The 23,178-nt window shown below is 61.4% G+C and carries 17 protein-coding genes; 11 read left to right on the top strand and 6 right to left on the bottom strand.

The window, feature by feature from the left end:
• Nucleotides 1-31 precede the first annotated feature (31 nt).
• Genes AC1DQM_RS20425 through AC1DQM_RS20380 form a run of 10 tightly spaced genes read left to right on the top strand, consistent with a single transcriptional unit; the run spans nucleotide 32 to nucleotide 10,133 of the window.
• Nucleotides 32-598, top strand: a complete 567-nt coding sequence (locus AC1DQM_RS20425; RefSeq protein ID WP_111453914.1) for an outer membrane lipoprotein carrier protein LolA — start codon at nucleotides 32-34, stop codon at nucleotides 596-598.
• Nucleotides 582-2,921 (top strand): MMPL family transporter, encoded by a 2,340-nt coding sequence (locus AC1DQM_RS20420; protein ID WP_018928596.1) that lies wholly within the window; start codon nucleotides 582-584, stop codon nucleotides 2,919-2,921. The genes AC1DQM_RS20425 and AC1DQM_RS20420 overlap by 17 nt, the downstream gene beginning before the upstream one ends.
• The gene (locus tag AC1DQM_RS20415) at nucleotides 2,921-4,078 is read left to right on the top strand and encodes a cation:proton antiporter (protein ID WP_477746833.1); all 1,158 of its coding nucleotides are present in this window, start codon (nucleotides 2,921-2,923) and stop codon (nucleotides 4,076-4,078) included. The genes AC1DQM_RS20420 and AC1DQM_RS20415 overlap by 1 nt, the downstream gene beginning before the upstream one ends.
• A complete protein-coding gene (locus tag AC1DQM_RS20410) occupies nucleotides 4,065-5,312 on the top strand; it encodes an NAD(P)/FAD-dependent oxidoreductase (RefSeq protein WP_477746751.1) in 1,248 nt (415 codons plus the stop codon). Before AC1DQM_RS20415 ends, AC1DQM_RS20410 begins: the two co-directional genes overlap by 14 nt.
• Complete coding sequence (locus AC1DQM_RS20405) at nucleotides 5,309-6,034, top strand: class I SAM-dependent methyltransferase (RefSeq protein ID WP_064615937.1); 726 nt, start codon at nucleotides 5,309-5,311, stop codon at nucleotides 6,032-6,034. The genes AC1DQM_RS20410 and AC1DQM_RS20405 overlap by 4 nt, the downstream gene beginning before the upstream one ends.
• A complete protein-coding gene (locus tag AC1DQM_RS20400) occupies nucleotides 6,034-6,531 on the top strand; it encodes a DUF3261 domain-containing protein (protein WP_019581872.1) in 498 nt (165 codons plus the stop codon). Before AC1DQM_RS20405 ends, AC1DQM_RS20400 begins: the two co-directional genes overlap by 1 nt.
• Entirely contained in the window at nucleotides 6,528-7,724 is a 1,197-nt protein-coding gene (locus AC1DQM_RS20395; protein WP_477746750.1) for a beta-ketoacyl-[acyl-carrier-protein] synthase family protein, read from the top strand. The genes AC1DQM_RS20400 and AC1DQM_RS20395 overlap by 4 nt, the downstream gene beginning before the upstream one ends.
• A complete protein-coding gene (locus tag AC1DQM_RS20390) occupies nucleotides 7,721-8,179 on the top strand; it encodes a hotdog family protein (protein ID WP_018928602.1) in 459 nt (152 codons plus the stop codon). The genes AC1DQM_RS20395 and AC1DQM_RS20390 overlap by 4 nt, the downstream gene beginning before the upstream one ends.
• Nucleotides 8,179-8,907, top strand: coding sequence for a 3-oxoacyl-ACP reductase FabG (gene fabG / locus AC1DQM_RS20385; RefSeq protein WP_018928603.1), 729 nt, complete (start codon nucleotides 8,179-8,181; stop codon nucleotides 8,905-8,907). Before AC1DQM_RS20390 ends, fabG begins: the two co-directional genes overlap by 1 nt.
• Nucleotides 8,907-10,133, top strand: coding sequence for a beta-ketoacyl-ACP synthase (locus tag AC1DQM_RS20380; RefSeq protein ID WP_477746749.1), 1,227 nt, complete (start codon nucleotides 8,907-8,909; stop codon nucleotides 10,131-10,133). Before fabG ends, AC1DQM_RS20380 begins: the two co-directional genes overlap by 1 nt.
• Nucleotides 10,134-10,517: 384 nt before the next feature.
• On the opposite strand, the gene AC1DQM_RS20375 is transcribed toward AC1DQM_RS20380, so the two are convergent.
• Nucleotides 10,518-11,414 carry a LysR family transcriptional regulator gene (locus AC1DQM_RS20375; protein ID WP_019650776.1) on the bottom strand — a complete coding sequence of 299 codons (897 nt, stop codon included), beginning with the start codon at nucleotides 11,412-11,414 and terminating at the stop codon, nucleotides 10,518-10,520.
• 118 nt (nucleotides 11,415-11,532) lie between these two features.
• On the opposite strand from AC1DQM_RS20375, the gene AC1DQM_RS20370 reads away from it, so the two are divergent.
• On the top strand, nucleotides 11,533-12,807 hold the full coding sequence (locus AC1DQM_RS20370) for an MFS transporter (RefSeq protein WP_018928608.1): 1,275 nt from the start codon (nucleotides 11,533-11,535) through the stop codon (nucleotides 12,805-12,807).
• A gap of 69 nt (nucleotides 12,808-12,876) precedes the next feature.
• Here the strand turns inward: AC1DQM_RS20370 and hemE are convergent, their stop codons facing one another.
• The 5 genes from hemE to aroB form a co-directional block, all read right to left on the bottom strand.
• Nucleotides 12,877-13,944: a uroporphyrinogen decarboxylase gene (hemE, locus tag AC1DQM_RS20365; RefSeq protein WP_018928609.1), complete on the bottom strand. Its 1,068-nt coding sequence runs from the start codon at nucleotides 13,942-13,944 to the stop codon at nucleotides 12,877-12,879.
• 233 nt (nucleotides 13,945-14,177) lie between these two features.
• A complete protein-coding gene (locus AC1DQM_RS20360; protein ID WP_007936832.1) occupies nucleotides 14,178-15,596 on the bottom strand; it encodes an FAD-dependent oxidoreductase in 1,419 nt (472 codons plus the stop codon).
• A gap of 33 nt (nucleotides 15,597-15,629) precedes the next feature.
• Nucleotides 15,630-20,075 carry a glutamate synthase large subunit gene (gene gltB / locus AC1DQM_RS20355; RefSeq protein ID WP_064615931.1) on the bottom strand — a complete coding sequence of 1,482 codons (4,446 nt, stop codon included), beginning with the start codon at nucleotides 20,073-20,075 and terminating at the stop codon, nucleotides 15,630-15,632.
• A gap of 351 nt (nucleotides 20,076-20,426) precedes the next feature.
• Complete coding sequence (locus AC1DQM_RS20350) at nucleotides 20,427-22,040, bottom strand: AAA family ATPase (RefSeq protein ID WP_064615929.1); 1,614 nt, start codon at nucleotides 22,038-22,040, stop codon at nucleotides 20,427-20,429.
• A 10-nt stretch (nucleotides 22,041-22,050) separates the two neighbouring features.
• On the bottom strand, nucleotides 22,051-23,151 hold the full coding sequence (aroB, locus tag AC1DQM_RS20345) for a 3-dehydroquinate synthase (protein ID WP_018928613.1): 1,101 nt from the start codon (nucleotides 23,149-23,151) through the stop codon (nucleotides 22,051-22,053).
• Between the last annotated feature and the right edge of the window lie 27 nt (nucleotides 23,152-23,178).

Raw genomic sequence — 23,178 nt, 5'->3', positions numbered from 1 at the left:
CTGCTACGGGATTGGTGTGAGCTTGATATTGATGCTGGGCTTTTCTTCGTTGGCCCAGGCCTTCGATCTCCAGCAACTGAGCGATCAACTGGCCAAACCCGATGTGATCCACGGCAACTTCATCCAGGAAAAACACCTGCGCGCCCTGCCCCAGCCACTGACCAGCAAGGGCACCTTCGTTCTGGCGAAGAATCACGGCTTGCTCTGGCTGCTGAAAACGCCGCTGCAGCAGGACTACCGCATCAGCGACAAGGGCATTGCCCGGCGGGATGCCAGCGGCTGGCAAATGCTGCCGAGCAAGAGTGCCGGCGCCGAACAGAACCGTTTGTTCCTCGCCGTGCTGCAAGGCGACAGCAGTGGCCTGCAACGGGATTTCGAGCTGTCGCTGAGTGGCGATGCGCAGAACTGGAAACTGACCCTGACCCCGCGTTCGATGCTGCTCAAACAGGTGTTCAATCAGATCAACATTGACGGCGGCGAACTGGTGCACAACATCGAGCTGCTCGAAACCCAGGGTGACCGAACCCTGTTGCGCATGCAGGACAGCACCAGCGCCCAACCTTTGAGCGATGCGGAGCAACATGACTTTGCCGAGTGAACGGATGCTGCCGCGGCTGTTCCTGGTCCTGCTGCTGGCGGTGCTCGCACTCGCCGGTTGGCAGTGGCGCGACGGCACTCCGCTGTCGGCCAACCTGATGGAACTGGTGCCAGGCACCGCGCCGGACGCGCTGGAGCTGCGCGCCGAACAACGCATGCAAGAACCGTTGAACCGGGAAATGCTGGTACTGGTCGGCCATAAAGACCGTCAGCAAGCCATCGCCATGGCGCAAAAACTCGGTGAACAGTGGCAAGCCAGCGGCGTGTTCGAAAAGGTCCAGTGGAACCTGCAAGCCGACTTGCCTGCGCTGCGCACGCAATTGCTGCAAGGCCGACTGGCGATGCTGTCCGCGGCCGACCGTCAGCAACTCATCGAGCATCCCGACGCCTTTATCCAGCAACGGGTACAAGCCCTGTTCGACCCCTTCACCGGGTTCAGCCTGGTGCCGAGCCAGGATGACTGGCTCGGCCTGACCGGGCGCATCCAGAACAGCCAGCCACAGCGCGGTTCAGTGCAGTTGGACATCGGCAGCGGCGTGCTGGTCGCCGATGCCGACGGCAAGAGCTGGGTGATGCTGCGGGCGCGAACCGTCGGCAACGCATTCGACATGAACCTGCCGCTGCAAGTGGCTGACCTGCTCCAGCACAGTCGCGAAGAAGCCGCCCAGGCGGATGTGCAACTGCTCGCTGCCAGCGGCCTGCTGTATGCCGCCAGCGGTCAACGGCAAGCCGCGCGCGAGATCACCTGGGTCGGTGGCGGCGCCACGATGGGGATTTTGTTGCTGCTGTTGCTGGCCTTCCGGCGTTGGCGGGTGGTGCTGGCGTTCGTCCCGGTGCTGGTGGGCATGCTGTTCGGCGCGGTGGCCTGCGTGGCACTGTTCGGTCAGATGCATGTGATGACGCTGGTGCTGGGCTCAAGCCTGATCGGCGTGGCGGTGGATTACCCACTGCATTACCTGTCGAAAAGCTGGAGCCTGAAACCCTGGCACAGTTGGCCGGCGTTGCGCCTGACCCTGCCAGGGCTGACGCTGAGCCTGATCACCAGTTGCATCGGCTACCTGGCCCTGGCCTGGACGCCGTTCCCGGCCCTGACCCAGATTGCCGTGTTCTCCGCCGCGGGCCTGCTCGGCGCTTATCTGTCGGCGGTGTGCCTGCTGCCGGCGCTGCTCAAGGGCGCGCAACTGCGTCCGGCGCAATGGCCGATGCGCATTGCCGAGTCTTTGCTGGCGCTGCGTGAATCGCTGCTCAAATACGTACGCACGCCGGTGTTGCTGGCGCTGTTGATCGCGTTCTGTGTTGGCGGTCTGTTGCAGTTGCAAACAAAAAACGACATTCGCCAATGGGTCGGCGCACCGCAGCAACTGACGGACGAAGCCCAGACCATTGCGCGCATCACCGGCTATCAACCCACCAGCCAGTTTTTCCTGGTGCGCGCGGCCAATCAGCAGGAGTTGCTCGAACGCCAGACGGCACTGAGCGAGCGCCTGGATCAGTTGGTCAACCTGGAAAAACTCCAGGGCTACCTGTCGCTCAACCAGTTGGTCAGCCCGCCGAGCGAACAGCGCAAAGTGCGTGATGCTCTGGGCAAGCTGCCGCAGTTCTGGCAACCGTTGCTCGAGCTTGGCGTGCCTGCCGACGCGCTGCAAGCCGAGTTGGTGAAGCTACAGGCGCTGCCCACCGAAGATATCGATGCGGCCCTGGCCGGCCCATTGGCCGAGCCCTACCGCACCCTGTGGCTGGGGCCGACCGATAACGGCGTGGCCGCGATGGTCAGCCTGCAAGGTTTGAACAATCCGGCGTTGTTGCGGGTCCAGGCGCTGGACTTGCCGGGTGTGCAACTGGTCGACCGCCTCGGCGACCTGAACAAGGTATTTGCCGCAACTCAAATCAGCGCCGCTGAATTGAAACTCGCCTCCTGCGTATTGATCGTGCTGGTGCTGATTCTGCCATTCGGTCTCGGTGGCGCACTGCGAATTGTCTCCCTGCCACTACTGGCGGCCCTGTGCAGTCTGGCAAGCCTCGGCTGGCTCGGGCAGCCGCTGACGCTGTTCAGCCTGTTCGGCCTGCTGCTGGTGACAGCCATCAGCGTCGACTACGCGATCCTCATGCGCGAGCAGATCGGCGGCGCCGCCGCGAGCCTGTTGGGCACCATGCTGGCAGCCGCAACCACATGGTTGTCGTTTGGCCTGCTGGCGGTGTCCAGCACACCGGCTGTGAGCAACTTCGGCCTATCGGTGAGCCTCGGCCTGGCGTACAGCTTCATCCTGGCGCCGTGGGCCGGACGCCAAGTCCACACCGCCCCGGTTGCGGAGCCAGCAGCGTGATGGTCGCGGCGTTCTGGGTCATGGCCCTAGTGTTGTTCGCCATGGCCACCCACGTCGGTCGACGTTTCGGTCTGATTCCGATCGTCAGCCAGTTGTTGCTGGCAACCTTCGGCCTGCCGCTGCTGATGTATTTCTGGATCGAACCGGGCTGGCATCTCAGCGGTGCCGACCTGATCTCGCCGGGTTGGCTGAAGAACCTCTACAGCCTGAGCTTTGCCTTGCTGCTGGGGCATATCCTCAGCGACGTGATCGACCTGCGACTGGATCGCCAGAGCCTGAAAATCGCCCTGCCGAGTTTCTGCATTCCATTTGCCTGCGGGCTGGCGACAGCGGTCTGGCTACTGCCGCCACAGCCGTGGATCAGCTCGCTGGCGGTCGGTCTGTTGTTCGCCATCACCGCGATTCCGGTGTTGTACCTGTACCTGCGACACATCAACTACCCGCCCGCCGCCACCCGACGCCTGGTGCAGACCGCGATCCTGATCGACCTGACTTGCTGGACCCTGTTCGCGTTCGCCCAAGGCAGCCTGCACCTGAGCAGCCTCTTGCTGCCCCTGGCAGGCGCCTGTCTGCCGTTATTGCTGCGACTGCTCGGGTTGCGCCAACCGTTGCTGCACAGCGGCTGCTTCTTCGCGCTGCTGGTGGTCGCCGAGCACTTCAAGCTCAATGCGCTGATTTTCGGCATCGGTTACCTGCTGTGCATGGCCGCGCTCAAGGTGTCGCTGGTACTGCCATTGCCAACGGCGTGGATGAGTCGTTTGCAGACCTGGATCGCCATCCCGTTGATCCTCACGTTCGGCATCGTGCAGATCAACGTGCACAGCGCCCTCGACAATCTCGGTGGGGTGCAACTGGCCGCGCTCCTGTTGTTGCCGATCGCCAGCAAATTGTTGGGCAACTGGCTGGGCCTCGGCTGGGCCGGCGTCTCGTTTGAAGGTGCCAGCCGCTGGCGGGAAAGCCTTTTACTGAATATCCGCGGCTTGAGCGAGATCGTCTTTCTCAACCTGCTGCTGCAACAACAACTCATCAGCCCCGAGCTGTATTTCGCGCTGATGTTGATGGGCCTGGTCGCAACCCTGCTGCCGGCACTCGCCGGCATGCACCGAATCCCTTTGAACATCGCCGCCCCGGCAAGGAGCACCCGTGCCAACAGTTGAAATGGAACGTCGTCAGGTGGTGGTGATCGGTGCCGGCCCCTCGGGCGCCATCGCCGCCGCGCTGCTCAAGCGCAAAGGCCATGATGTGCTGATGATCGAACGCCAGCATTTCCCGCGGTTTTCCATCGGTGAAAGCCTGCTGTCCCACTGCCTGGATTTCGTCGAAGAAGCCGGCATGCTCGACGCGGTCAATGCGGCCGGTTTCCAATTGAAGAACGGTGCGGCATTCGCCTGGGGCGATCAGTACAGCACCTTCGATTTCGGTGAGACGTTCAGCAACGGCAAGCCGACGACCTTCCAGGTCCAGCGCGCCGACTTTGACAAACTGCTGGCCGATCAGGCTGAACTGCAGGGAGTCGACGTCCGTTACGGCGAAGCCATCGTCAGCGTTGATTTCAGCTTGGCGAAACCGCAGCTCGATGTGCTTCGCGAAGATGGCAGCCAATACCGCGTCGAGGCCGATTTCGTGCTCGATGCCAGCGGCTACGGTCGCGTACTGCCACGCTTGCTGGACCTTGAGGCACCGTCGAACTTTCCGGTGCGTCAGGCGGTGTTCACCCACGTCGAAGACTGTATCGACAGCCCGGCTTTCGAACGGGAAAAAATCCTCATTACCACCCATCCGACCCAGCGCGACATCTGGTTCTGGACCATCCCGTTCAGCAACGGTCGCTGCTCGGTGGGCGTCGTGGCAGCCGCCGAACACTTCGCAGGCCGCACCGAGAATCTGGACGACTGCCTGCGCGGCTTTATCGCTGAAACGCCAAGCCTGGCCGGGGTGCTGAACAATGCGGTGTGGGATACCCCCGCGCGGACCATCGGCGGTTATTCGGCCAACGTCAAAACCCTGCATGGCCCTGGCTTCGCCTTGTTGGGCAATGCCGCGGAATTTCTCGACCCGGTGTTCTCCTCCGGCGTGACCATCGCCATGCGTTCGGCGAGCATGGCCGCCGGGGTGTTGCACCGCCAACTGCAAGGTGAAAGCGTCGACTGGCAGACCGAATTCGCCGAACCGCTCAAGCGCGGCGTCGACACCTTCCGTTGCTACGTCGAAGGCTGGTACGCAGGGACTTTTCAGGATGTGATTTTCTATCAGGGCGGTACAGAGGATATTCGCCGCATGATCAGCTCGATCCTCGCGGGTTATGCCTGGGATGAACGCAACCCGTTCGTCAGCGAAGCCAAACGTCGACTGCGGATGATCTCAGACCTGTGCGCCAGGGAAGCGACATGAGTTATTTGAGCGACAACTACGTCGAAGAAACCCGTTTCGGCTTCTGGTTCCTGCGCAGCCACACCTGGCAGCACCACGTATTGCGAGTGGCGATCAATGACTTGCGCAGCCTGTTCAGCACACCGTTGCCCAGCAATCCGGTCTTGCTGGACGCCGGGTGCGGCCAGGGCAAATCGTTCCAGTACCTGCGCCAGACCTTCGCGCCCAAGCATCTGATCGGGCTGGATGCCGACCCTCACAGCCTGAACCTGAGCGGCGAAGAAGCGGCCCGCCAGGGCATGGAGGTAGAGCTGATCGGCAGTGACTGCGCGAGCATTAAAGTGCCGGACGCCAGCGTCGATCTGCTGTTCTGTCACCAGACTTTCCATCATCTTGTCGAGCAGGATCAGGCCCTGGCCGAGTTCTATCGGGTGCTCAAGCCGGGCGGTTATCTGCTGTTCGCCGAGTCCACCGAGGCTTACATTGATACGTGGGTGATTCGCTGGTTGTTCCGCCACCCGATGCACGTGCAAAAGAGCGCCGCCGGCTACCTGGAGATGATTCGTCGGCAGGGTTTTGAATTTAGCCCGAAAAACGTGTCTTACCCTTACTTGTGGTGGAGTCGCGCCAAGGATTTCGGCCTGCTTGAACGCTTCGGCTTGCGCCAGCCAAAACCCTTTGGCCAACGGGAAGAAACCCTGGTCAATGTGGTCGCGCGCAAGCCCCTTGAAGAGAGTGTCTGATGATCCGTTTGCTGCTTCTGGGTTGTGTCCTGCTACTGAGCGCCTGTGCCAGCCAGACGCCGCTGCCCGAGCGAACCCCGAACCTGGCGTTGCCACTGCAACTGCATATCGAACGGCAGATGGCCGAGCAGCGTCAGGACTGGCTCCTGGTGATCCAGCGTGAAGGCCCGGGCATTCGCTGGTCGATGATGGACCCGTTGGGGATTCCCGTGGCACGACAGAAACTGATCGATGGCCAATGGCAAGCCGACGGTCTGCTACCACCCAATCCGGAAGCCCGGGAGCTGTTCGCCGCCCTGTTGTTTGCATTGACCCCCGAAGGCGAGTTGCACGGCAACTATCCCGCCGCCCGACAGCATGACGGGCAACGGTCATTGTCAGCGCGCTGGAATATCCGCTATTCACAACCAAGTCTTTCGCAACCACCGAGCTTTGAATTGAACGTGTCCCAAGGCCCGCATTATCGCGTCACCCCGTTAGGCGAAAACACGCCATGACCGCTTACCTGAATGCCCTCGGGGTGATCTGCGCCCTCGGCCGCGACAAGCAGGAAGTCGCCCGCAACCTGTTTGCCGGCGATTGCTCGGGCATACGCAACGAGGCCGGCTGGGTCGCGGAACGCTCGTTGCCAGTGGCGGCGGTGCGTGGTGAGCTGGCACCGATTCCGGCTGAGCTGGCTCATCAAAGCAGTCGCAACAATCAATTGCTGCTGGAGGCCGCGCTGCAAATTCGCCAAGACATCGAGCAGGCGATCCAGACCTACGGCCGCAACCGTATCGGCGTCATTCTGGGCACCAGTACCTCGGGCATCGACGAGGCCAGCCGCGGCCTGGCCCATTACATCCGTGAACATCACTTCCCGGCCGATTATGACTATCAGCAGCAAGAGCTCGGCGCTCCGGCGACGTTTCTCGCCGACTGGCTGCAATTGAGCGGCCCGGCCTATGTGATCTCCACCGCCTGCACCTCCAGCGCCCGCGCGCTGATGAGTGCCCAGCGGCTGCTCGACCTGGGCATGTGCGATGCCGTGTTGTGCGGTGGTGTCGACAGCTTGTGCAAGCTGACCCTCAACGGTTTCTCTGCCCTGGAAGCGGTGTCCGAGCAACGCTGCAACCCGTTTTCGGCGAACCGCAACGGCATCAATATCGGCGAAGCCGCGGTGCTGTTCCTGATGAGCAAAACCGCCGGCAGCAGCCAACCGATTGCTTTGCTCGGCAGTGGCGCCAGCTCCGATGCACACCATATTTCCGCGCCGGAACCCACCGGCCGTGGCGCCCGGCAAGCCATGCACAAAGCCTTGAGCCGCGCAGGCCTGCAACCCCAACAGATCAGCTATCTGAACCTGCACGGCACCGCCACCCAACACAATGACGCCATGGAAAGCCTGGCTGTGACGGCGCTGTTTCCACAAGGCGTGCCTTGCTCATCGACCAAACCGATGACCGGCCATACCCTCGGCGCCGCTGGTGCCCTGGAAGCGGCGTTCTGCTGGTTGAGCCTGAGCGCGGATAACCACGAGCATGCCCTGCCGCCCCATGTCTGGGACGGGCAGCCCGACCCCGAGTTGCCGGCGTTGCATTGGGTGACCCCGACCGACCACCTGACGTCCATTGCACCCCGCTACCTGATGAGTAATTCCTTTGCCTTTGGTGGCAATAACGTCAGCTTGATTATCGGAGACGCCTCATGATTACCTGGCCGCTCGCCGAATTGCTGCCCCATGCCGGCGACATGATCCTCATCGATCAGATCCTGTCGTTCGACGACGAGCAGATCTATACCCGACTCACCGTCAAACCCGGCGGCCTGTTCAATCGCCCCGACGGCAGTCTGCCGGCCTGGGTCGGCATCGAGCTGATGGCCCAGAGCGTCGCCGCTTATGCCGGTTGCCATGCGCGCCAGAAAGGCAATGCGGTGGAACTGGGCTTCCTGCTCGGCAGCCGCAAATTCGAATGCAACGTGGAACACTTCCCCGCCGGCACCGAGCTGACTATCCACGGGATACGCTCGCTGGAAGACGATAACGGCATGGGTGTATTCGAATGCCACATCACCGCCCCCGGCATCCACGCGACCGCTCGGTTGAACGTGTTCCGCCCGCCTCAAGCCGCTCAATATCTGCATGAATCCCAAGGAGTCGAGTGATGACTGAATCCGTACTGGTCACCGGCTCCAGCCGTGGTATTGGCCGCGCCATCGCATTGCGTCTGGCCAGGGCCGGGCATGACATCGTGCTGCACTGCCGCAGCGGCTTGGCGGACGCCGAAGCCGTCAAAGCCGAAGTGGAAACCTTGGGCCGCAACGCGCGCATCCTGCAATTCGACGTCAGCAACCGCGCCAGCTGCAAAGCGATCCTTGAAGCCGATGTCGAAGCCCATGGCGCCTATTACGGCGTGGTGCTCAACGCTGGCCTGACCCGCGACGGTGCTTTTCCGGCCCTGAGCGAGGAGGATTGGGATGTGGTGATGCGCACCAACCTCGACGGTTTCTACAACGTGCTGCACCCGGTGATGATGCCGATGATCCGTCGTCGCGCCGCCGGGCGGATTGTCTGCATTACTTCGGTGTCCGGGCTGATCGGCAATCGCGGGCAGGTCAATTACAGCGCGTCCAAGGCCGGTCTGATCGGCGCGGCCAAGGCATTGGCGATTGAGCTGGGCAAGCGCAAAATCACGGTTAACTGTGTCGCACCCGGCCTGATCGACACGGCGATGCTCGATGAAAACGTGCCGGTGGAAGAACTGATGAAAATGATCCCCGCACAACGCATGGGCACCCCGGAAGAGGTGGCCAGCGCAGTGAATTTCCTGATGTCGGCGGAAGCCTCGTACATCACCCGGCAGGTTCTGGCCGTCAACGGAGGCCTGTGCTGATGAAGCGCGTCGTCGTCACCGGCATGGCCGGCATCACCTCACTGGGCAGCGACTGGGACACCATCGCCGCCAACTTCGCCGCCAACCGCAGCGGCATTCGTCGCATGCACGAGTGGGATCGCTTTACCGAACTCAATACCCGCCTGGCCGGGCCGATCGACGACTTCGAGGTGCCCGGCCACTGGACGCGCAAGCAACTGCGCAGCATGGGCCGGGTATCGCGGTTGGCAGTCGGCGCTGCGGAACAGGCCCTGGCGGACGCCGGGCTGCTGGGTGATGAGTCGATCAAGGACGGGCGCATGGGCGTGTCCTGCGGCTCGTCCACCGGCAGCACCGACGAGATCAAGGCGTTCGGCAAAATGTTGCTCAATTCGGTGGCCGAAGGCCTGAACGCCAACTCCTACGTGCGGATGATGCCGCACACCACGGCAGCGAATATCAGCATCTTCTTCGGCCTCACCGGCCGACTGATCCCGACCTCCAGTGCCTGCACCAGCGGTAGCCAGGGCATCGGTTACGCCTACGAGTCGATCAAGTTCGGCCGCCTGCCACTGATGCTCGCCGGCGGTGCCGAAGAGCTGTGCCCGACCGAGGCCATGGTGTTCGATGCGCTCTACGCCACCAGCCTGAAAAACGATGCCCCGCAAACCAGCCCGCGCCCTTACGACAGCGGCCGCGATGGCCTGGTCATCGGTGAGGGCGGCGGCATGCTGGTACTCGAAGAGCTCGAACACGCCCTGGCGCGTGGCGCCCGCATCCACGCCGAGATCGTCGGTTTCGGCAGCAACGCCGATGGCCAGCATGCCACCCGCCCCGAGCTGATCACCATGCGCCGGGCCATGGAGCTGGCTTTGGAAGACGCCGGGCTCGAACCGAGCGCCATCGGCTATGTAAACGGTCACGGCACCGCTACAGAACAGGGCGACATTGCCGAAACACTGGCGACCAACAGTTTGTTCGGCGAACACATGCCGATCAGCTCGCAGAAGAGCTTCCTCGGCCACACCCTGGGAGCCTGCGGCGCGCTGGAGTCCTGGTTCAGCATCGAAATGATGAACCGCGACCTGTACGTGCACACCTTCAACCTCGACGAGGTCGATCCGCAGTGCGGCAAGCTCGATTACCTGCGCGGCGAATTCCGGCAGATGAGCAACCAGTATGTGATGAACAACAACTTCGCTTTTGGTGGGGTCAACACCTCGTTGATCTTCCGCCGCTGGTCGTAAACGAGCCACGCAGGGGCGATCATTACCGGGGTTGCGCTGAAAGGGGATTTGGCGAAGGTTCAGTAACGCCAGAATCGACAAAGGGCGCCTTTCGGCGCCCTTTCACAAACAGGTCGGCTTGTCATCGCCCGGTACCTGCCTGGCTCTGCGATGGCTGGTTACCCAGGATCCTCAGAGTCTCACAAGCCCCTTTCGGGAACGCGGGCAGTATTGCTTGAAACTTAACGGGAGACAACGGGTGGCGACTCGCCCAACTGTGCCACCTCTGATGGCATCACAGGCCAAGAGCGTTGCGTACCGCGGCTTTGATTGCGTAAAACTCAGATAAATCACTAGGACGGATCCATTACTTGAAGTGTCCTGAGTGCGGTGATTTGCTCGCTTTCACTTCCCTTCAACCTTACGCGTCAACAACTCCACAAACGCCTTGGCCATCGGCGACTTCTGATCCTTGCGCTGCACCAGCCACACCGCCGAAATCGCCTCTGGATCGAGCAACGGCCGATAGACCACGCCATCAATGCGCATTCGCTGATAAGACGCCGGCAACACCGATACCCCCAAACCCGCCGCCACCAGCCCGATGATGGTCATCGCCTCGCCCGCCTCCTGGGCAAAGTGCGGGCTGAAGCCGGCGTCCCGCGCCAGGCTGAGCAGTTGTGCGTACAGACCGCTGCCATAGCTGCGCGGGAAAAATACGAACGGCTCGAGGGCCAGAGCGGACAGGAACAGACCTTCTTCGCTGCCATCCACCAGCGGATGCTTGGAGCTGAGCACCGCCACCAATGGCTCACGCATCAGTTCCACCACGCTGAGGGAGTCCGGCAAGCCCAACGGTCGCATGATGCCGACCTCGATCGACTCGTCCACCAGCGCATCGGCCACTTGGGTGCTGCTCATTTCCCGCAGGTTCAGGTGCACCGCCGGGAAGCGCTGGCGAAACGAGAAAATCGCCTGGGGAATGGTCGAGTTGAACGGCGCCGACGAGGTGAAGCCGATCTTCAGTTCACCCAATTCACCAAGTTGTGCCCGCCGAGCCACATCCGCCGCTTTGTCGACCTGCGCCAGCGCCAGCCGCGCCTCTTCCAGAAACAGCCGACCGGCCTCACTCAGCTCGACCCGACGATTGGTCCGCTCGAACAGACGCGCCCCCACTTCCTGTTCCAGCGCCTGAATCTGCTGGCTCAGCGGCGGCTGCGAGATGCCCAGCACTTGGGCGGCGCGGCCGAAATGCAGTTCTTCGGCGACGGCAATGAAGTAGCGCAGGTGACGCAATTCCATGAAAACTCCATTAGGTCGTTAAACCTATCAAACAGGTCGAACAATATATTGGATAGAAACATTAGCCAGCTATATGATTTTTTCATTGCCTGACCGGCTGCGTCCTCCGAGGTCCGAAGTGAAAACTGCTGTCGCCCCACTCGCCCATGAAATCCCGCCCGCCGCGCTGAATGATGTCGTCGCTGAACACAACGAGATCTACATCGAGAAAGGCACACCGATGTTTATGCGCACGGTGCTGGCGCTGTTCTCCGGAGGCTTCGCGACCTTTGCCCTGCTCTACTGCGTACAGCCGATGATGCCGCTGCTGTCCCGCGAGTTTTCCATCAATGCGGCCCAGAGCAGCCTGATCCTGTCGGTCGCCACCGGCCTTCTCGCCATCGGCTTGCTGATCACCGGCCCCATCTCCGATCGCATCGGGCGTAAACCGGTGATGGTCGCCGCACTGTTCGCCGCCGCACTGTGCACCATGGCCAGTGCGATGATGCCGAGCTGGCAAGGCGTGCTGGTGATGCGGGCGCTGGTCGGGCTGTCGTTGAGCGGTCTGGCGGCGGTGGCGATGACTTACCTGAGCGAAGAGATCCACCCGCAGCACATTGGCCTGGCCATGGGCTTGTACATCGGTGGCAATGCCATCGGCGGCATGTGTGGACGCTTGATCGTCGGGGTGCTGATCGACTTCGTCAGCTGGCACACGGCAATGCTGGTCATCGGCGGCCTGGCGCTGATTGCCGCCGCGGTGTTCTGGAAAATCCTCCCCGAATCGCGCAACTTCCGCGCCCGCTCGCTGCACCCGCGTAGCCTGCTCGACGGCTTCACCATGCACTTTCGCGACGCCGGCCTGCCGCTGCTGTTTGTCGAAGCGTTCGTGCTGATGGGCGCGTTCGTTACCCTGTTCAACTACATCGGCTATCGCCTGCTGGCCGAGCCGTATCACATGGACCAGGCCTTCGTCGGGCTACTCTCGGTGGTGTACCTGTCGGGCATCTACAGCTCGGCGAAAATCGGCGCCCTGGCCGACCAGCTCGGCCGGCGCAAAGTGCTCTGGGCAACCATTGTGGTGATGCTCGCGGGCCTTGCGTTGACGATGTTTACGCCCCTGCCAGTAGTGATCTTCGGCATGCTGGTCTTCACCTTCGGCTTCTTCGGCGCGCATTCGGTGGCCAGCAGCTGGATCGGTCGTCGCGCGACCAAGGCCAAGGGGCAGGCGACGTCGTTGTACCTGTTCAGCTATTACGCCGGGTCGAGTATCGCGGGTACGGCGGGCGGTATGGCCTGGCATCTGGGTGGCTGGAACGGGATCGGGCTGTTCATCAGCGGATTGCTGGTGATTGCGCTGTTGGTGGCGTTGAAATTGGCGAAGTTGCCGCCGTTGGAGAATTTGAAAGCTTAAGGCTGCGATCTTTTTGATTTTGATGCAAAAACGCCCGGCAAATGCCGGGCGTTTTTTATCGGGCGACGATCACTCGTGATACTGCGCCGACAGCTCATGCACCGCGCGCAAGAAAGCGCCTGCATGCTCCGGATCGACTTCCGGCGTAATGCCATGGCCGAGGTTGAACACGTGGCCGCTGCCCTTGCCGTAGCTGGCGAGAATCCGGCCGACTTCGGCGCGGATGGCTTCTGGCTTGGCGTAAAGCACGGTCGGGTCCATGTTGCCTTGCAGGGCGACTTTGTTGCCGACGCGTTGGCGGGCTTCGCCAATGTCACAGGTCCAGTCCAGGCCCAGTGCATCAGCGCCGGCGTCGGCGATGCTTTCCAGCCACAGGCCGCCATTCTTGGTGAACAGGATGACCGGCACTTTGCGGCCTTCATGTTCGCGGATCAGGCCGCTGACGATTTTGCGCATGTAGGCCAGGGAGAATTCCTGGTACGCCGCCGCCGAGAGATTACCGCCCCAGGTGTCGAAGATCTGCACCGCTTGCGCGCCGGCCAGGATCTGGCCATTGAGGTACGAGGTGACCGACTGCGCAAGCTTGTCCAGCAGCAGGTGCATGGCTTGCGGGTTGTCGTAGAGCATGGCCTTGGTCTTGCGGAAGTCTTTCGACGAACCGCCTTCAACCATGTAGGTGGCCAGGGTCCATGGGCTGCCGGAAAAACCGATCAGCGGCACACGGCCGTTCAGTTCGCGGCGGATGGTGCTGACTGCGTCCATGACGTAGCCGAGGTCTTTCTGTGGATCAGGAATAGGCAACGCTTCGATGTCGGCCAAGGTGCTGACGACTTTCTTGAAGCGTGGACCTTCACCGGTCTCGAAGTACAGGCCCTGGCCCATGGCATCGGGGATGGTCAGGATGTCGGAGAAGAGGATCGCCGCGTCCAGTTGCGGATAGCGGTCGAGCGGTTGCATCGTGACTTCGCAAGCGAACGCCGGGTTCATGCACAGGCTCATGAAGTCACCGGCCTTGGCACGGCTGGCGCGGTATTCAGGCAGGTAGCGACCGGCCTGACGCATCATCCACACGGGGGTGACGTCTACGGGTTGCTTGAGCAGGGCGCGAAGGAAACGGTCGTTCTTCAGGGCAGTCATGTCGGCATCCGGAAAAAAAGTGCGGGCATTTTCTCAGAGCGCGACGCAAAAGGCACGGCAAGAGCCGATCCTTTTGTCTATCGGGTCAATTTGTCGCGGTGAAATGCAGACTTTGCAGCACCACAAAACACTGTAGGAGCCGGCTTGCTGGCGATTCAGACGACGCGGTGTATCAGGTACACCGCGTTATCGTTCATCGCCAGCAAGCCGGCTCCTACAGGGTCAGGCGTCGATCAGACGCCCAGGTAATCCAGGATTCCTTCGGCGGCATTGCGGCCTTCGAAGATCGCCGTCACCACCAGGTCGGAACCGCGCACCATGTCGCCACCGGCGAAGATTTTCGGGTTGCTGGTCTGGTGCTTGTACTGGCCTTGCTCCGGCGCCACGACGCGGCCCTGGCTGTCGGTCTGGATGCTGAACTGCTCGAACCACGACGCAGGGCTTGGACGGAAACCGAACGCGATGACCACGGCGTCGGCCGGGATAATCTCTTCGGAACCCGGGATCGGCTCGGGGCTGCGACGGCCACGGGCATCCGGCTCGCCGAGACGGGTCTCGACCACCTTCACGCCTTCGACACGGTCTTCTCCGACGATTGCGATCGGCTGGCGGTTGTAGAGGAATTTCACGCCTTCTTCCTTGGCGTTCTTCACCTCTTTGCGCGAGCCCGGCATGTTCGCTTCGTCACGACGATAGGCACAGGTCACCGCCTTGGCGCCCTGACGAATCGAGGTACGGTTGCAGTCCATCGCCGTGTCGCCGCCACCCAGCACCACCACCTTCTTGCCTTTCATGTCGACGAAATCTTCCGGCGACTTTTCAAAGCCCAGGTTGCGGTTGACGTTGGCGATCAGGAAGTCCAGCGCGTCGTGCACGCCTGGCAGGTCCTCGCCGGCGAAGCCGCCCTTCATGTAGGTGTAGGTGCCCATGCCCATGAAGACCGCATCGAACTCTTCGAGCAGTTGTTCCATGGTCACGTCCTTGCCCACTTCGGTGTTCAGGCGGAACTCAATGCCCATGCCGGTGAAGACTTCGCGGCGATTGCTCAGCACGGTCTTTTCCAGCTTGAACTCGGGAATGCCGAAGGTCAGCAGACCGCCGATTTCCGGGTTCTTGTCGAACACCACCGGCGTCACGCCGCCACGCACCAGCACGTCGGCACAGCCCAGGCCCGCAGGGCCCGCACCGATTACCGCAACACGCTTGCCGGTCGGCTTGACCTTGGACATGTCCGGGCGCCAGCCCATGGCGAACGCGGTGTCAGTGATGTACTTCTCGACCGAACCGATGGTCACCGCACCGAAACCGTCGTTGAGGGTGCAGGCCCCCTCGCACAGACGATCCTGCGGGCACACCCGGCCGCAGACTTCCGGCAAGGTGTTGGTCTGGTGCGACAACTCGGCGGCCTGGAGGATGTTGCCCTCAGCCACCAATTTGAGCCAGTTGGGAATGAAGTTGTGCACCGGGCACTTCCATTCGCAATACGGGTTACCGCAGCCCAGGCAGCGGTGGGCCTGGTCGGCCGACTGCTGGGGTTTGAACGGTTCGTAGATTTCCACGAACTCTTTCTTGCGTTGACGCAACAGTTTCTTCTTCGGATCCTTGCGCCCGACATCGATGAACTGGAAGTCGTTATTCAGACGTTCAGCCATAGTTAAAACCTCATCAAACTCTTCAGGCGCATATCACTGCGGGTTGGCACGGGTGCTGGATAGCAACGATTTCAGGTTGGCAGCCTTGGGCTTGACCAGCCAGAAACGACGCAGATAGTCATCGAGGTTTTCAGCGAGGTTACGACCCCACTCGCTGTCGGTTTCCTCGACGTATTCGTTCAGCACGCGTTGCAAGTGGCTGCGATAGGCTTCCATCGCCTCACCGCTGATCCGCTGGATTTCCACCAGTTCGTGGTTGACCCGGTCAACGAAGGTGTTGTCCTGGTCGAGCACGTAGGCGAAACCACCGGTCATGCCTGAGCCGAAGTTGTAACCGGTCTTGCCCAGAACGCAGACGAAACCACCGGTCATGTACTCGCAGCAGTGATCGCCTGTGCCTTCCACCACAGTGTGAGCACCGGAGTTACGCACCGCGAAACGCTCGCCAGCGGTGCCGGCGGCGAACAGCTTGCCGCCAGTGGCGCCATACAGGCAGGTGTTGCCGATGATGGCACTGTCCTGCGTCTTGTAGAGGCTGCCTTTCGGCGGAACGATGACCAGTTTGCCGCCGGTCATGCCTTTGCCGACGTAGTCGTTGGCGTCGCCTTCCAGGTACATGTTCAGGCCACCAGCGTTCCACACGCCGAAGCTCTGACCCGCCGTCCCTTTGAAGCGGAAGGTGATCGGCGCGTTGGCCATGCCCTGGTTACCGTGTTTGCGGGCGATTTCACCGGAGATCCGCGCGCCGATGGAACGGTCGCAGTTACAGATATCCAGGGCGAAATCGGCACCGCTCAGGTCGTTGATTGCCGAGGTGGCCATGTCGACCATTTTCTCGGCCAGCAGGCCTTTGTCGAACGGCGGGTTGCGGTCGACCTGGCAGAATTGAGGCTTGTCTGCCGGGATGTGATCGCTGCCGAGCAACGGAGTCAGGTCCAGGTGGTTCTGCTTGGCGGTCTGGCCTTCGAGGACTTCCAGCAGATCGGTACGACCGATCAGCTCTTCGAGGGAGCGCACGCCCAGCTTGGCCAGCCACTCACGGGTTTCCTCGGCGACGTAGGTGAAGAAATTCACCACCATGTCGACGGTCCCGATGTAGTGATCCTTGCGCAGCTTCTCGTTCTGAGTCGCAACGCCGGTGGCGCAGTTGTTCAGGTGGCAGATGCGCAGGTATTTGCAGCCCAGGGCGATCATTGGCGCGGTGCCGAAGCCGAAGCTTTCAGCGCCGAGAATGGCTGCCTTGATCACGTCGAGGCCGGTTTTCAGGCCACCATCGGTTTGTACCCGGACTTTGCCGCGCAGGTCGTTGCCACGCAGGGTCTGGTGGGTTTCGGCCAGGCCGAGTTCCCACGGCGCACCCGCGTATTTGATCGAGGTCAGTGGCGATGCACCGGTGCCGCCGTCGTAGCCGGAGATGGTGATCAAGTCCGCGTAGGCCTTGGCCACACCGGCCGCGATGGTGCCAACGCCCGCTTCTGCCACCAGCTTCACCGAAACCAGCGCATTCGGGTTGACTTGTTTCAGGTCGAAAATCAGCTGCGACAAGTCTTCGATCGAATAGATGTCGTGGTGCGGCGGAGGCGAAATCAGGGTCACGCCCGGCACTGCGTAACGCAGCTTGGCGATCAGACCGTTGACCTTGCCGCCTGGCAACTGACCACCTTCGCCGGGCTTGGCACCCTGGGCGACTTTGATCTGCAGCACTTCGGCGTTGACCAGGTATTCCGGAGTCACACCGAAGCGGCCAGTGGCGACTTGCTTGATTTTCGAGCTCTTGATGGTGCCGTAGCGCGCCGGGTCTTCGCCGCCTTCGCCGGAGTTCGAACGCGCACCGAGGCGGTTCATGGCTTCGGCCAGGGCTTCGTGGGCTTCCGGCGACAGGGCGCCCAGCGAAATACCAGCGGAGTCGAAGCGCTTGAGCACCGACTCCAGAGGCTCGACTTCGCTGATGTCCATCGGCGTGTCGAGGGTCTTGACCTTGAGCAGGTCGCGGATCATCGACACCGGGCGGTTATCCACCAGTGACGTGTATTCCTTGAACTTGCTGTAGTCGCCCTGCTGCACTGCGGCTTGCAAGGTGTTGACCACGTCAGGGTTGTAGGCGTGATATTCGCCACCGTGGACGAACTTCAGCAGACCGCCTTGCTGGATCGGCTTGCGCGGGCTCCAGGCTTCGGCCGCCAGGGCTTTCTGCTCGGCTTCGATGTCGACGAAGCGTGCACCCTTGATGCGGCTTGGCACACCACGGAAGCTCAGTTCGCAGACTTCTTCGGACAGACCGATGGCCTCGAACAGCTGCGCACCGCGATACGACGTGATGGTCGAGATGCCCATCTTCGACAGGATCTTGAGCAGGCCCTTGGTGATGCCTTTGCGGTAGTTCTTGAACACCTCATAGAGGTCGCCCAGCACTTCACCGGTGCGGATCAGGTCACCCAGCACTTCATAGGCCAGGAACGGGTAGACCGCCGAGGCGCCGAAACCGATCAGCACCGCGAAGTGGTGCGGATCACGAGCGGTCGCGGTTTCCACCAGAATGTTGGAGTCGCAACGCAGGCCTTTTTCGGTCAGGCGATGGTGCACGGCACCGGTCGCCAGCGAAGCGTGGATCGGCAGCTTGCCCGGAGCAATGTGACGGTCACTCAGTACGACCTGGGTGCGACCGGCGCGAACGGCTTCTTCAGCCTGATCGGCGACGTTACGCACCGCGGCTTCGAGACCGACGCTCTCGTCATAGTTGAGGTCGATGATCTGACGCTCGAAGCCTGGGCGATCGAGGTTCATCAGCGAGCGCCACTTGGCCGGAGAAATGACCGGCGAGCTGAGGATCACGCGCGAGGCGTGTTCCGGCGACTCCTGGAAGATGTTGCGCTCGGCACCGAGGCAGACTTCCAGCGACATGACGATGGCTTCGCGCAGCGGGTCGATCGGCGGGTTGGTGACCTGCGCGAACTGCTGACGGAAATAGTCGTACGGCGTGCGCACGCGCTGGGACAGCACGGCCATCGGCGTATCGTCACCCATCGAGCCGACGGCTTCGTAGCCTTGCTCGCCGAGCGGACGCAGCACCTGGTCGCGCTCTTCGAACGTGACCTGGTACATCTTCATGTATTGCTTGAGCTGGTCGACGTCGTAGAACGCTGATCCGTGGTCGTTGTCTTCCATGGTCGCCTGAATGCGCAGGGCATTCTTGCGCAGCCATTGCTTGTACGGATGACGGGACTTCAAGCGGTTGTCGATGGCGTCGGTGTCGAGGATCTGACCGGTTTCGGTGTCCACGGCAAAGATCTGGCCCGGGCCGACACGCCCCTTGGCGATCACGTCCTCAGGCTGGTAGTTCCAGACACCGATTTCCGAGGCCAGGGTGATGAAACCGTTCTTGGTGGTGACCCAACGCGCCGGCCGCAGGCCGTTACGGTCGAGCAGGCACACCGCGTAGCGACCGTCGGTCATTACCACGCCGGCCGGACCGTCCCACGGTTCCATGTGCATCGAGTTGTATTCGTAGAACGCACGCAGATCCGGGTCCATGGTTTCGACGTTCTGCCACGCAGGCGGGATGATCATCCGCACGCCACGGAACAGGTCGATGCCACCGGTGACCATCAGCTCGAGCATGTTGTCCATGCTGGAGGAGTCGGAACCGACACGGTTCACCAGCGGGCCGAGTTCATCCAGATCCATCAGATCATTGGTGAACTTGGTGCGACGGGCCTGCGCCCAGTTGCGGTTGCCGGTGATGGTGTTGATTTCGCCGTTGTGGGCAAGGAAGCGGAACGGCTGCGCCAGCGGCCATTTCGGCAGCGTGTTGGTCGAAAAGCGCTGGTGGAACACGCAGATCGAAGTTTGCAGGCGCTGGTCGCTCAGGTCTGGATAGAAGGCGGTCAAATCCGCCGGCATCATCAGGCCTTTGTAAATAATGGTCTTGTGGGAAAAGCTGCAGATGTAGTGATCGACATCGGCGGCGTTGGCCACGGACGAACGACGACGGGCACTGAACAGCTTGATCGCCATGTCCTGATCGCTCAGGCCTTCACCACCGACGAACACTTGCTCGATCAGCGGCAGGCGCTCGAGGGCCAGGCGGCCGAGGACACTGGTGTCGATCGGCACTTTGCGCCAGCCGACCAGGGTCAGGCCTTCGGCCAGGATCTCGCGGTTCATGTTCTCGCGAGCGGCTTCGGCTTTCACCGGATCCTGGTTGAAGAAGACCATGCCCACGGCATATTGCTTGGGCAGTTCGACGCCGAAGGTTTCCTGGGCGATGGCACGCAGGAACACATCCGGCTTTTGAATCAGCAGACCGCAACCGTCACCGGTCTTGCCGTCGGCGTTGATCCCACCGCGGTGGGTCATGCAGGTCAGGGCCTCAATGGCCGTTTGCAAAAGGGTATGACTGGGCTCGCCCTGCATATGGGCTATCAGGCCAAAACCGCAGTTATCCTTGAATTCATCTGGTTGGTACAGACCTGCTTTCATAGACACTTTCTCACCAGGCTGCCTCTTACCGAGGCAAATTTCTTTTCAATTCAACCAGTTACCATCCACGCCGAACGTACGCCAGCTTTGCGGGGCAAAAGGGAGGTCATTGTACACACCGACACAGAGGCTCACAAATTTGACGACGAAATGTCGCAAATCTATGTCGCATTTGTGAAAGGTTTAAAGCGATATGCTGTGCTAGTCAAAACTTTTTTAATTTTGACCGCAGCGACTCAAAGACTACTGTGACGCAGACACCACAAGGCACGCGGTCTATAGAGACAGCGCGCGCACTTGTAGAAATTTTGAGGTGCTTGGAGAGGCGGCCTGGGTAAGGCCGCCGAATCTTCAGCGAGTTGTTGCCAGTTCCTGTTGGACGCTGGCGACAGTGCGAGGCCAAGGTTTACCAGCCTGAACCTTCGCTGGCAAGGCCTTGATGGCAGTAACGGCTGCATCGCGGTTGGCGAAGCTACCGTAGGTGATGACGTAAAGCGGCTTGCCGTTGAGCACTTTCTTGAAATAACGGTACTCGCCGCCCTGCTCCTTGACGAAGTTTTGCGCGGTCGATTCGGAGCTGGTGCCAAGGATCTGCACTACATAGCTGCCCGGTGCCTGGCCTGCGTACCAGCTGCCACCAGCGGCTTTGGCCACGGTAGCTGGCTTCTCGGCGGGTTTGGCCACGACGGCCGGCTTGGCGGGCGCTGGAGCCGGTTTGGCAGCCGGTGCAGGCGCTGGCGCTGGCTTGGCCACAGGCGCGACAGGCTTGGCGGTCGCGACTTGAGTCGGCGCAGGCGTCGGCTTGGCAGCCGGTGTCGGCGCGGGCCCCGCTGGAACGCCTGCCGGTGGCGCAGTGGTGGTCACGGTCGGCGGTGTGGCGCTGGAGCCTTCGACCGGTACGCCATCATCGCCTTCGGTAATGCCTCCAGCCGCTTCGGCCAACGGACCACGCATCACTGGCTGCGAGTTACCGACCAACGGCAATGGCATCGGTTGCGTATTACCGGCGAACTCCACGGAGGGAGCGCCTGCACTGTTAGGTTTTGGCGTGCCCTGGCCCAGCGGCAGTTGTGCCTGTTCGTTGGCAGGCGCGCCGGTGGTCGGTGCTTTGTTTCGACCTGGCATCAACCAGGCGGCAGCTACCGCGACCACGACGACGGCGGAAATTGCCAATACGTGTTTCTTCGGCATGTTGAACCCCATACTTGGACGCTTGACCGCTGAGCGGCTGGCAATCATGGCTTCGATCATTGCATCGCGGGCGACCTGGTTGATGTTGCCAGGCCAACCGTCGGAGCTTTCGTGAATATCAGAGATCTGATCCGCGGTGAAAAGTTCGATTCCCCGGCCAGCACCTTCAAGACGCTGATCCAGATATTCGCGGGTTTCTTCTTCGGTGTAGGGCTGCAATTCGATGACGTGAAAACGCTCTTCCTCGAGGCTCAGCGCATCAAGTTGAGCAATCAGCGAGGACTCACCGAACAGGAATACATGCGGACGACCTTCCGGCGCGCCGGCAGCCAGGGCCAACAAGGCTTCCAGTGCAGACTCGTCGAGTTGCTCGGCGTCATCCACCAGCAAATAGACTTCCTGCCCCGTGAGCGCAAGCTGCACCACTTGAGCCAGGATCGCACCGATCTCGGCCTGAGCAACGTCCAGCGCCTGAGCCACTTGATTCAGCACGCCAGCGGCGTCGCCGGCGCCACGGGCGGAAACCACCACGCTCTGCACTGACTGTTTGTTGGTGCTGGCTACCAGGGCCTGACGCAACAGGGTTTTGCCGCTGCCTTGCGGACCGGTGACCACCAGCAGCAACTGGCTGTAGCGAGCCAGGTGGTGCAACTGGCCCAGCACCGGCTTGCGCTGGGCCGGGAAGAATTTGAAGCCAGGCACCCGTGGAGCGAAAGGGTCATGACTTAACTGGTAATGGCCGAGGAAAGCCTCGTCGGCATGCAAACTAGTCATCGGGATCTTATTAACCTTTAAGCTGAGCCAGGGCGCGGTAATCCGCTCCCAGCGTGGCCTGTAAAACCTCTTTCGGATAATCGTCGGTCACCACCGCTTCGCCCATGTGGCGCAGCAGCACCAGGCGCAAACGACCGTCGATCACTTTCTTGTCAATTGCCATGTGTTCGAGAAAATCTGCTTCGGTCATCTCTTCCGGCGGGATGACCGGCAGGCCGGCGCGCTGGAACAGGCGAATACCGCGATTACGCTCCTCTTCGCTGATCCAGCCCAGCCGCGCGGACATTTCCAGAGCCATCACGGTGCCAGCAGCGACTGCTTCACCATGCAACCAGACACCATAGCCCATATGGGTTTCGATCGCGTGGCCGAAGGTATGTCCCAGGTTCAACGTGGCACGCACGCCGGTCTCTTTCTCGTCGGCACCCACCACTGCCGCCTTGGCCGCACAGGAACGTTCGATAGCGTAAGTCAGGGCGGCCTGGTCCAGGGCGCGCAGGCGATCGACGTTTTCTTCGAGCCAGGTCAGGAATGGCTCGTCACAGATCAGCCCGTACTTGATGACTTCCGCCAGCCCGGCAGACAGTTCGCGGGCCGGCAGTGTGTTGAGGGTGGCGGTATCGATCAGCACCACGTTGGGCTGATAGAAGGCGCCGACCATGTTCTTGCCCAGCGGATGATTGATCCCGGTCTTGCCGCCCACCGAAGAATCGACTTGCGACAGCAACGTGGTCGGCACCTGGATGAAATCGACGCCCCGCTGGTAGCAGGCCGCGGCAAAACCGGCCATGTCACCGATCACGCCGCCACCGAGGGCAATCACCGTGGTACGACGGTCGTGCCGAGCAGTCAGCAGGCCATCGAAAATCAGTTGCAGGGTTTCCCAGGTCTTGAAGGCTTCGCCATCGGGCAGCACCACGGAAATGACCGAGAACTGCGCCAGACTGCGGGTCAGACGCTCGAGGTAGAGCGGCGCGACGGTCTCGTTGGAGATGATCGCCACCTGCCGCCCGCGGATATGCGGGGCTAGCAGCTCAGGCTTATCCAACAAACCTTCGCCAATATGAATCGGGTAGCTGCGCTCGCCTAGATCGACCTTGAGTGTCTGCATGTGTCCCCACAGTGAAGATGGAATCAG

The organism is Pseudomonas sp. 01L34 (assembly GCF_056400265.1).
This window is presented reverse-complemented; position numbering and strand designations above follow the sequence as displayed.

What these genes read in the sequence shown, in the direction of transcription:
- AC1DQM_RS20425 (WP_111453914.1), top strand. Translation starts at nt 32, where the DNA reads ATGCTGGGCTTTTCTTCGTTGGCCCAGGCCTTCGATCTCCAGCAACTG.
- AC1DQM_RS20420 (WP_018928596.1), top strand. Translation starts at nt 582, where the DNA reads ATGACTTTGCCGAGTGAACGGATGCTGCCGCGGCTGTTCCTGGTCCTG.
- AC1DQM_RS20415 (WP_477746833.1), top strand. Translation starts at nt 2,921, where the DNA reads ATGGTCGCGGCGTTCTGGGTCATGGCCCTAGTGTTGTTCGCCATGGCC.
- AC1DQM_RS20405 (WP_064615937.1), top strand. Translation starts at nt 5,309, where the DNA reads ATGAGTTATTTGAGCGACAACTACGTCGAAGAAACCCGTTTCGGCTTC.
- AC1DQM_RS20400 (WP_019581872.1), top strand. Translation starts at nt 6,034, where the DNA reads ATGATCCGTTTGCTGCTTCTGGGTTGTGTCCTGCTACTGAGCGCCTGT.
- AC1DQM_RS20395 (WP_477746750.1), top strand. Translation starts at nt 6,528, where the DNA reads ATGACCGCTTACCTGAATGCCCTCGGGGTGATCTGCGCCCTCGGCCGC.
- AC1DQM_RS20390 (WP_018928602.1), top strand. Translation starts at nt 7,721, where the DNA reads ATGATTACCTGGCCGCTCGCCGAATTGCTGCCCCATGCCGGCGACATG.
- fabG (WP_018928603.1), top strand. Translation starts at nt 8,179, where the DNA reads ATGACTGAATCCGTACTGGTCACCGGCTCCAGCCGTGGTATTGGCCGC.
- AC1DQM_RS20380 (WP_477746749.1), top strand. Translation starts at nt 8,907, where the DNA reads ATGAAGCGCGTCGTCGTCACCGGCATGGCCGGCATCACCTCACTGGGC.
- AC1DQM_RS20375 (WP_019650776.1), bottom strand. Translation starts at nt 11,414, where the DNA reads ATGGAATTGCGTCACCTGCGCTACTTCATTGCCGTCGCCGAAGAACTG.
- hemE (WP_018928609.1), bottom strand. Translation starts at nt 13,944, where the DNA reads ATGACTGCCCTGAAGAACGACCGTTTCCTTCGCGCCCTGCTCAAGCAA.
- AC1DQM_RS20360 (WP_007936832.1), bottom strand. Translation starts at nt 15,596, where the DNA reads ATGGCTGAACGTCTGAATAACGACTTCCAGTTCATCGATGTCGGGCGC.
- gltB (WP_064615931.1), bottom strand. Translation starts at nt 20,075, where the DNA reads ATGAAAGCAGGTCTGTACCAACCAGATGAATTCAAGGATAACTGCGGT.
- AC1DQM_RS20350 (WP_064615929.1), bottom strand. Translation starts at nt 22,040, where the DNA reads ATGACTAGTTTGCATGCCGACGAGGCTTTCCTCGGCCATTACCAGTTA.
- aroB (WP_018928613.1), bottom strand. Translation starts at nt 23,151, where the DNA reads ATGCAGACACTCAAGGTCGATCTAGGCGAGCGCAGCTACCCGATTCAT.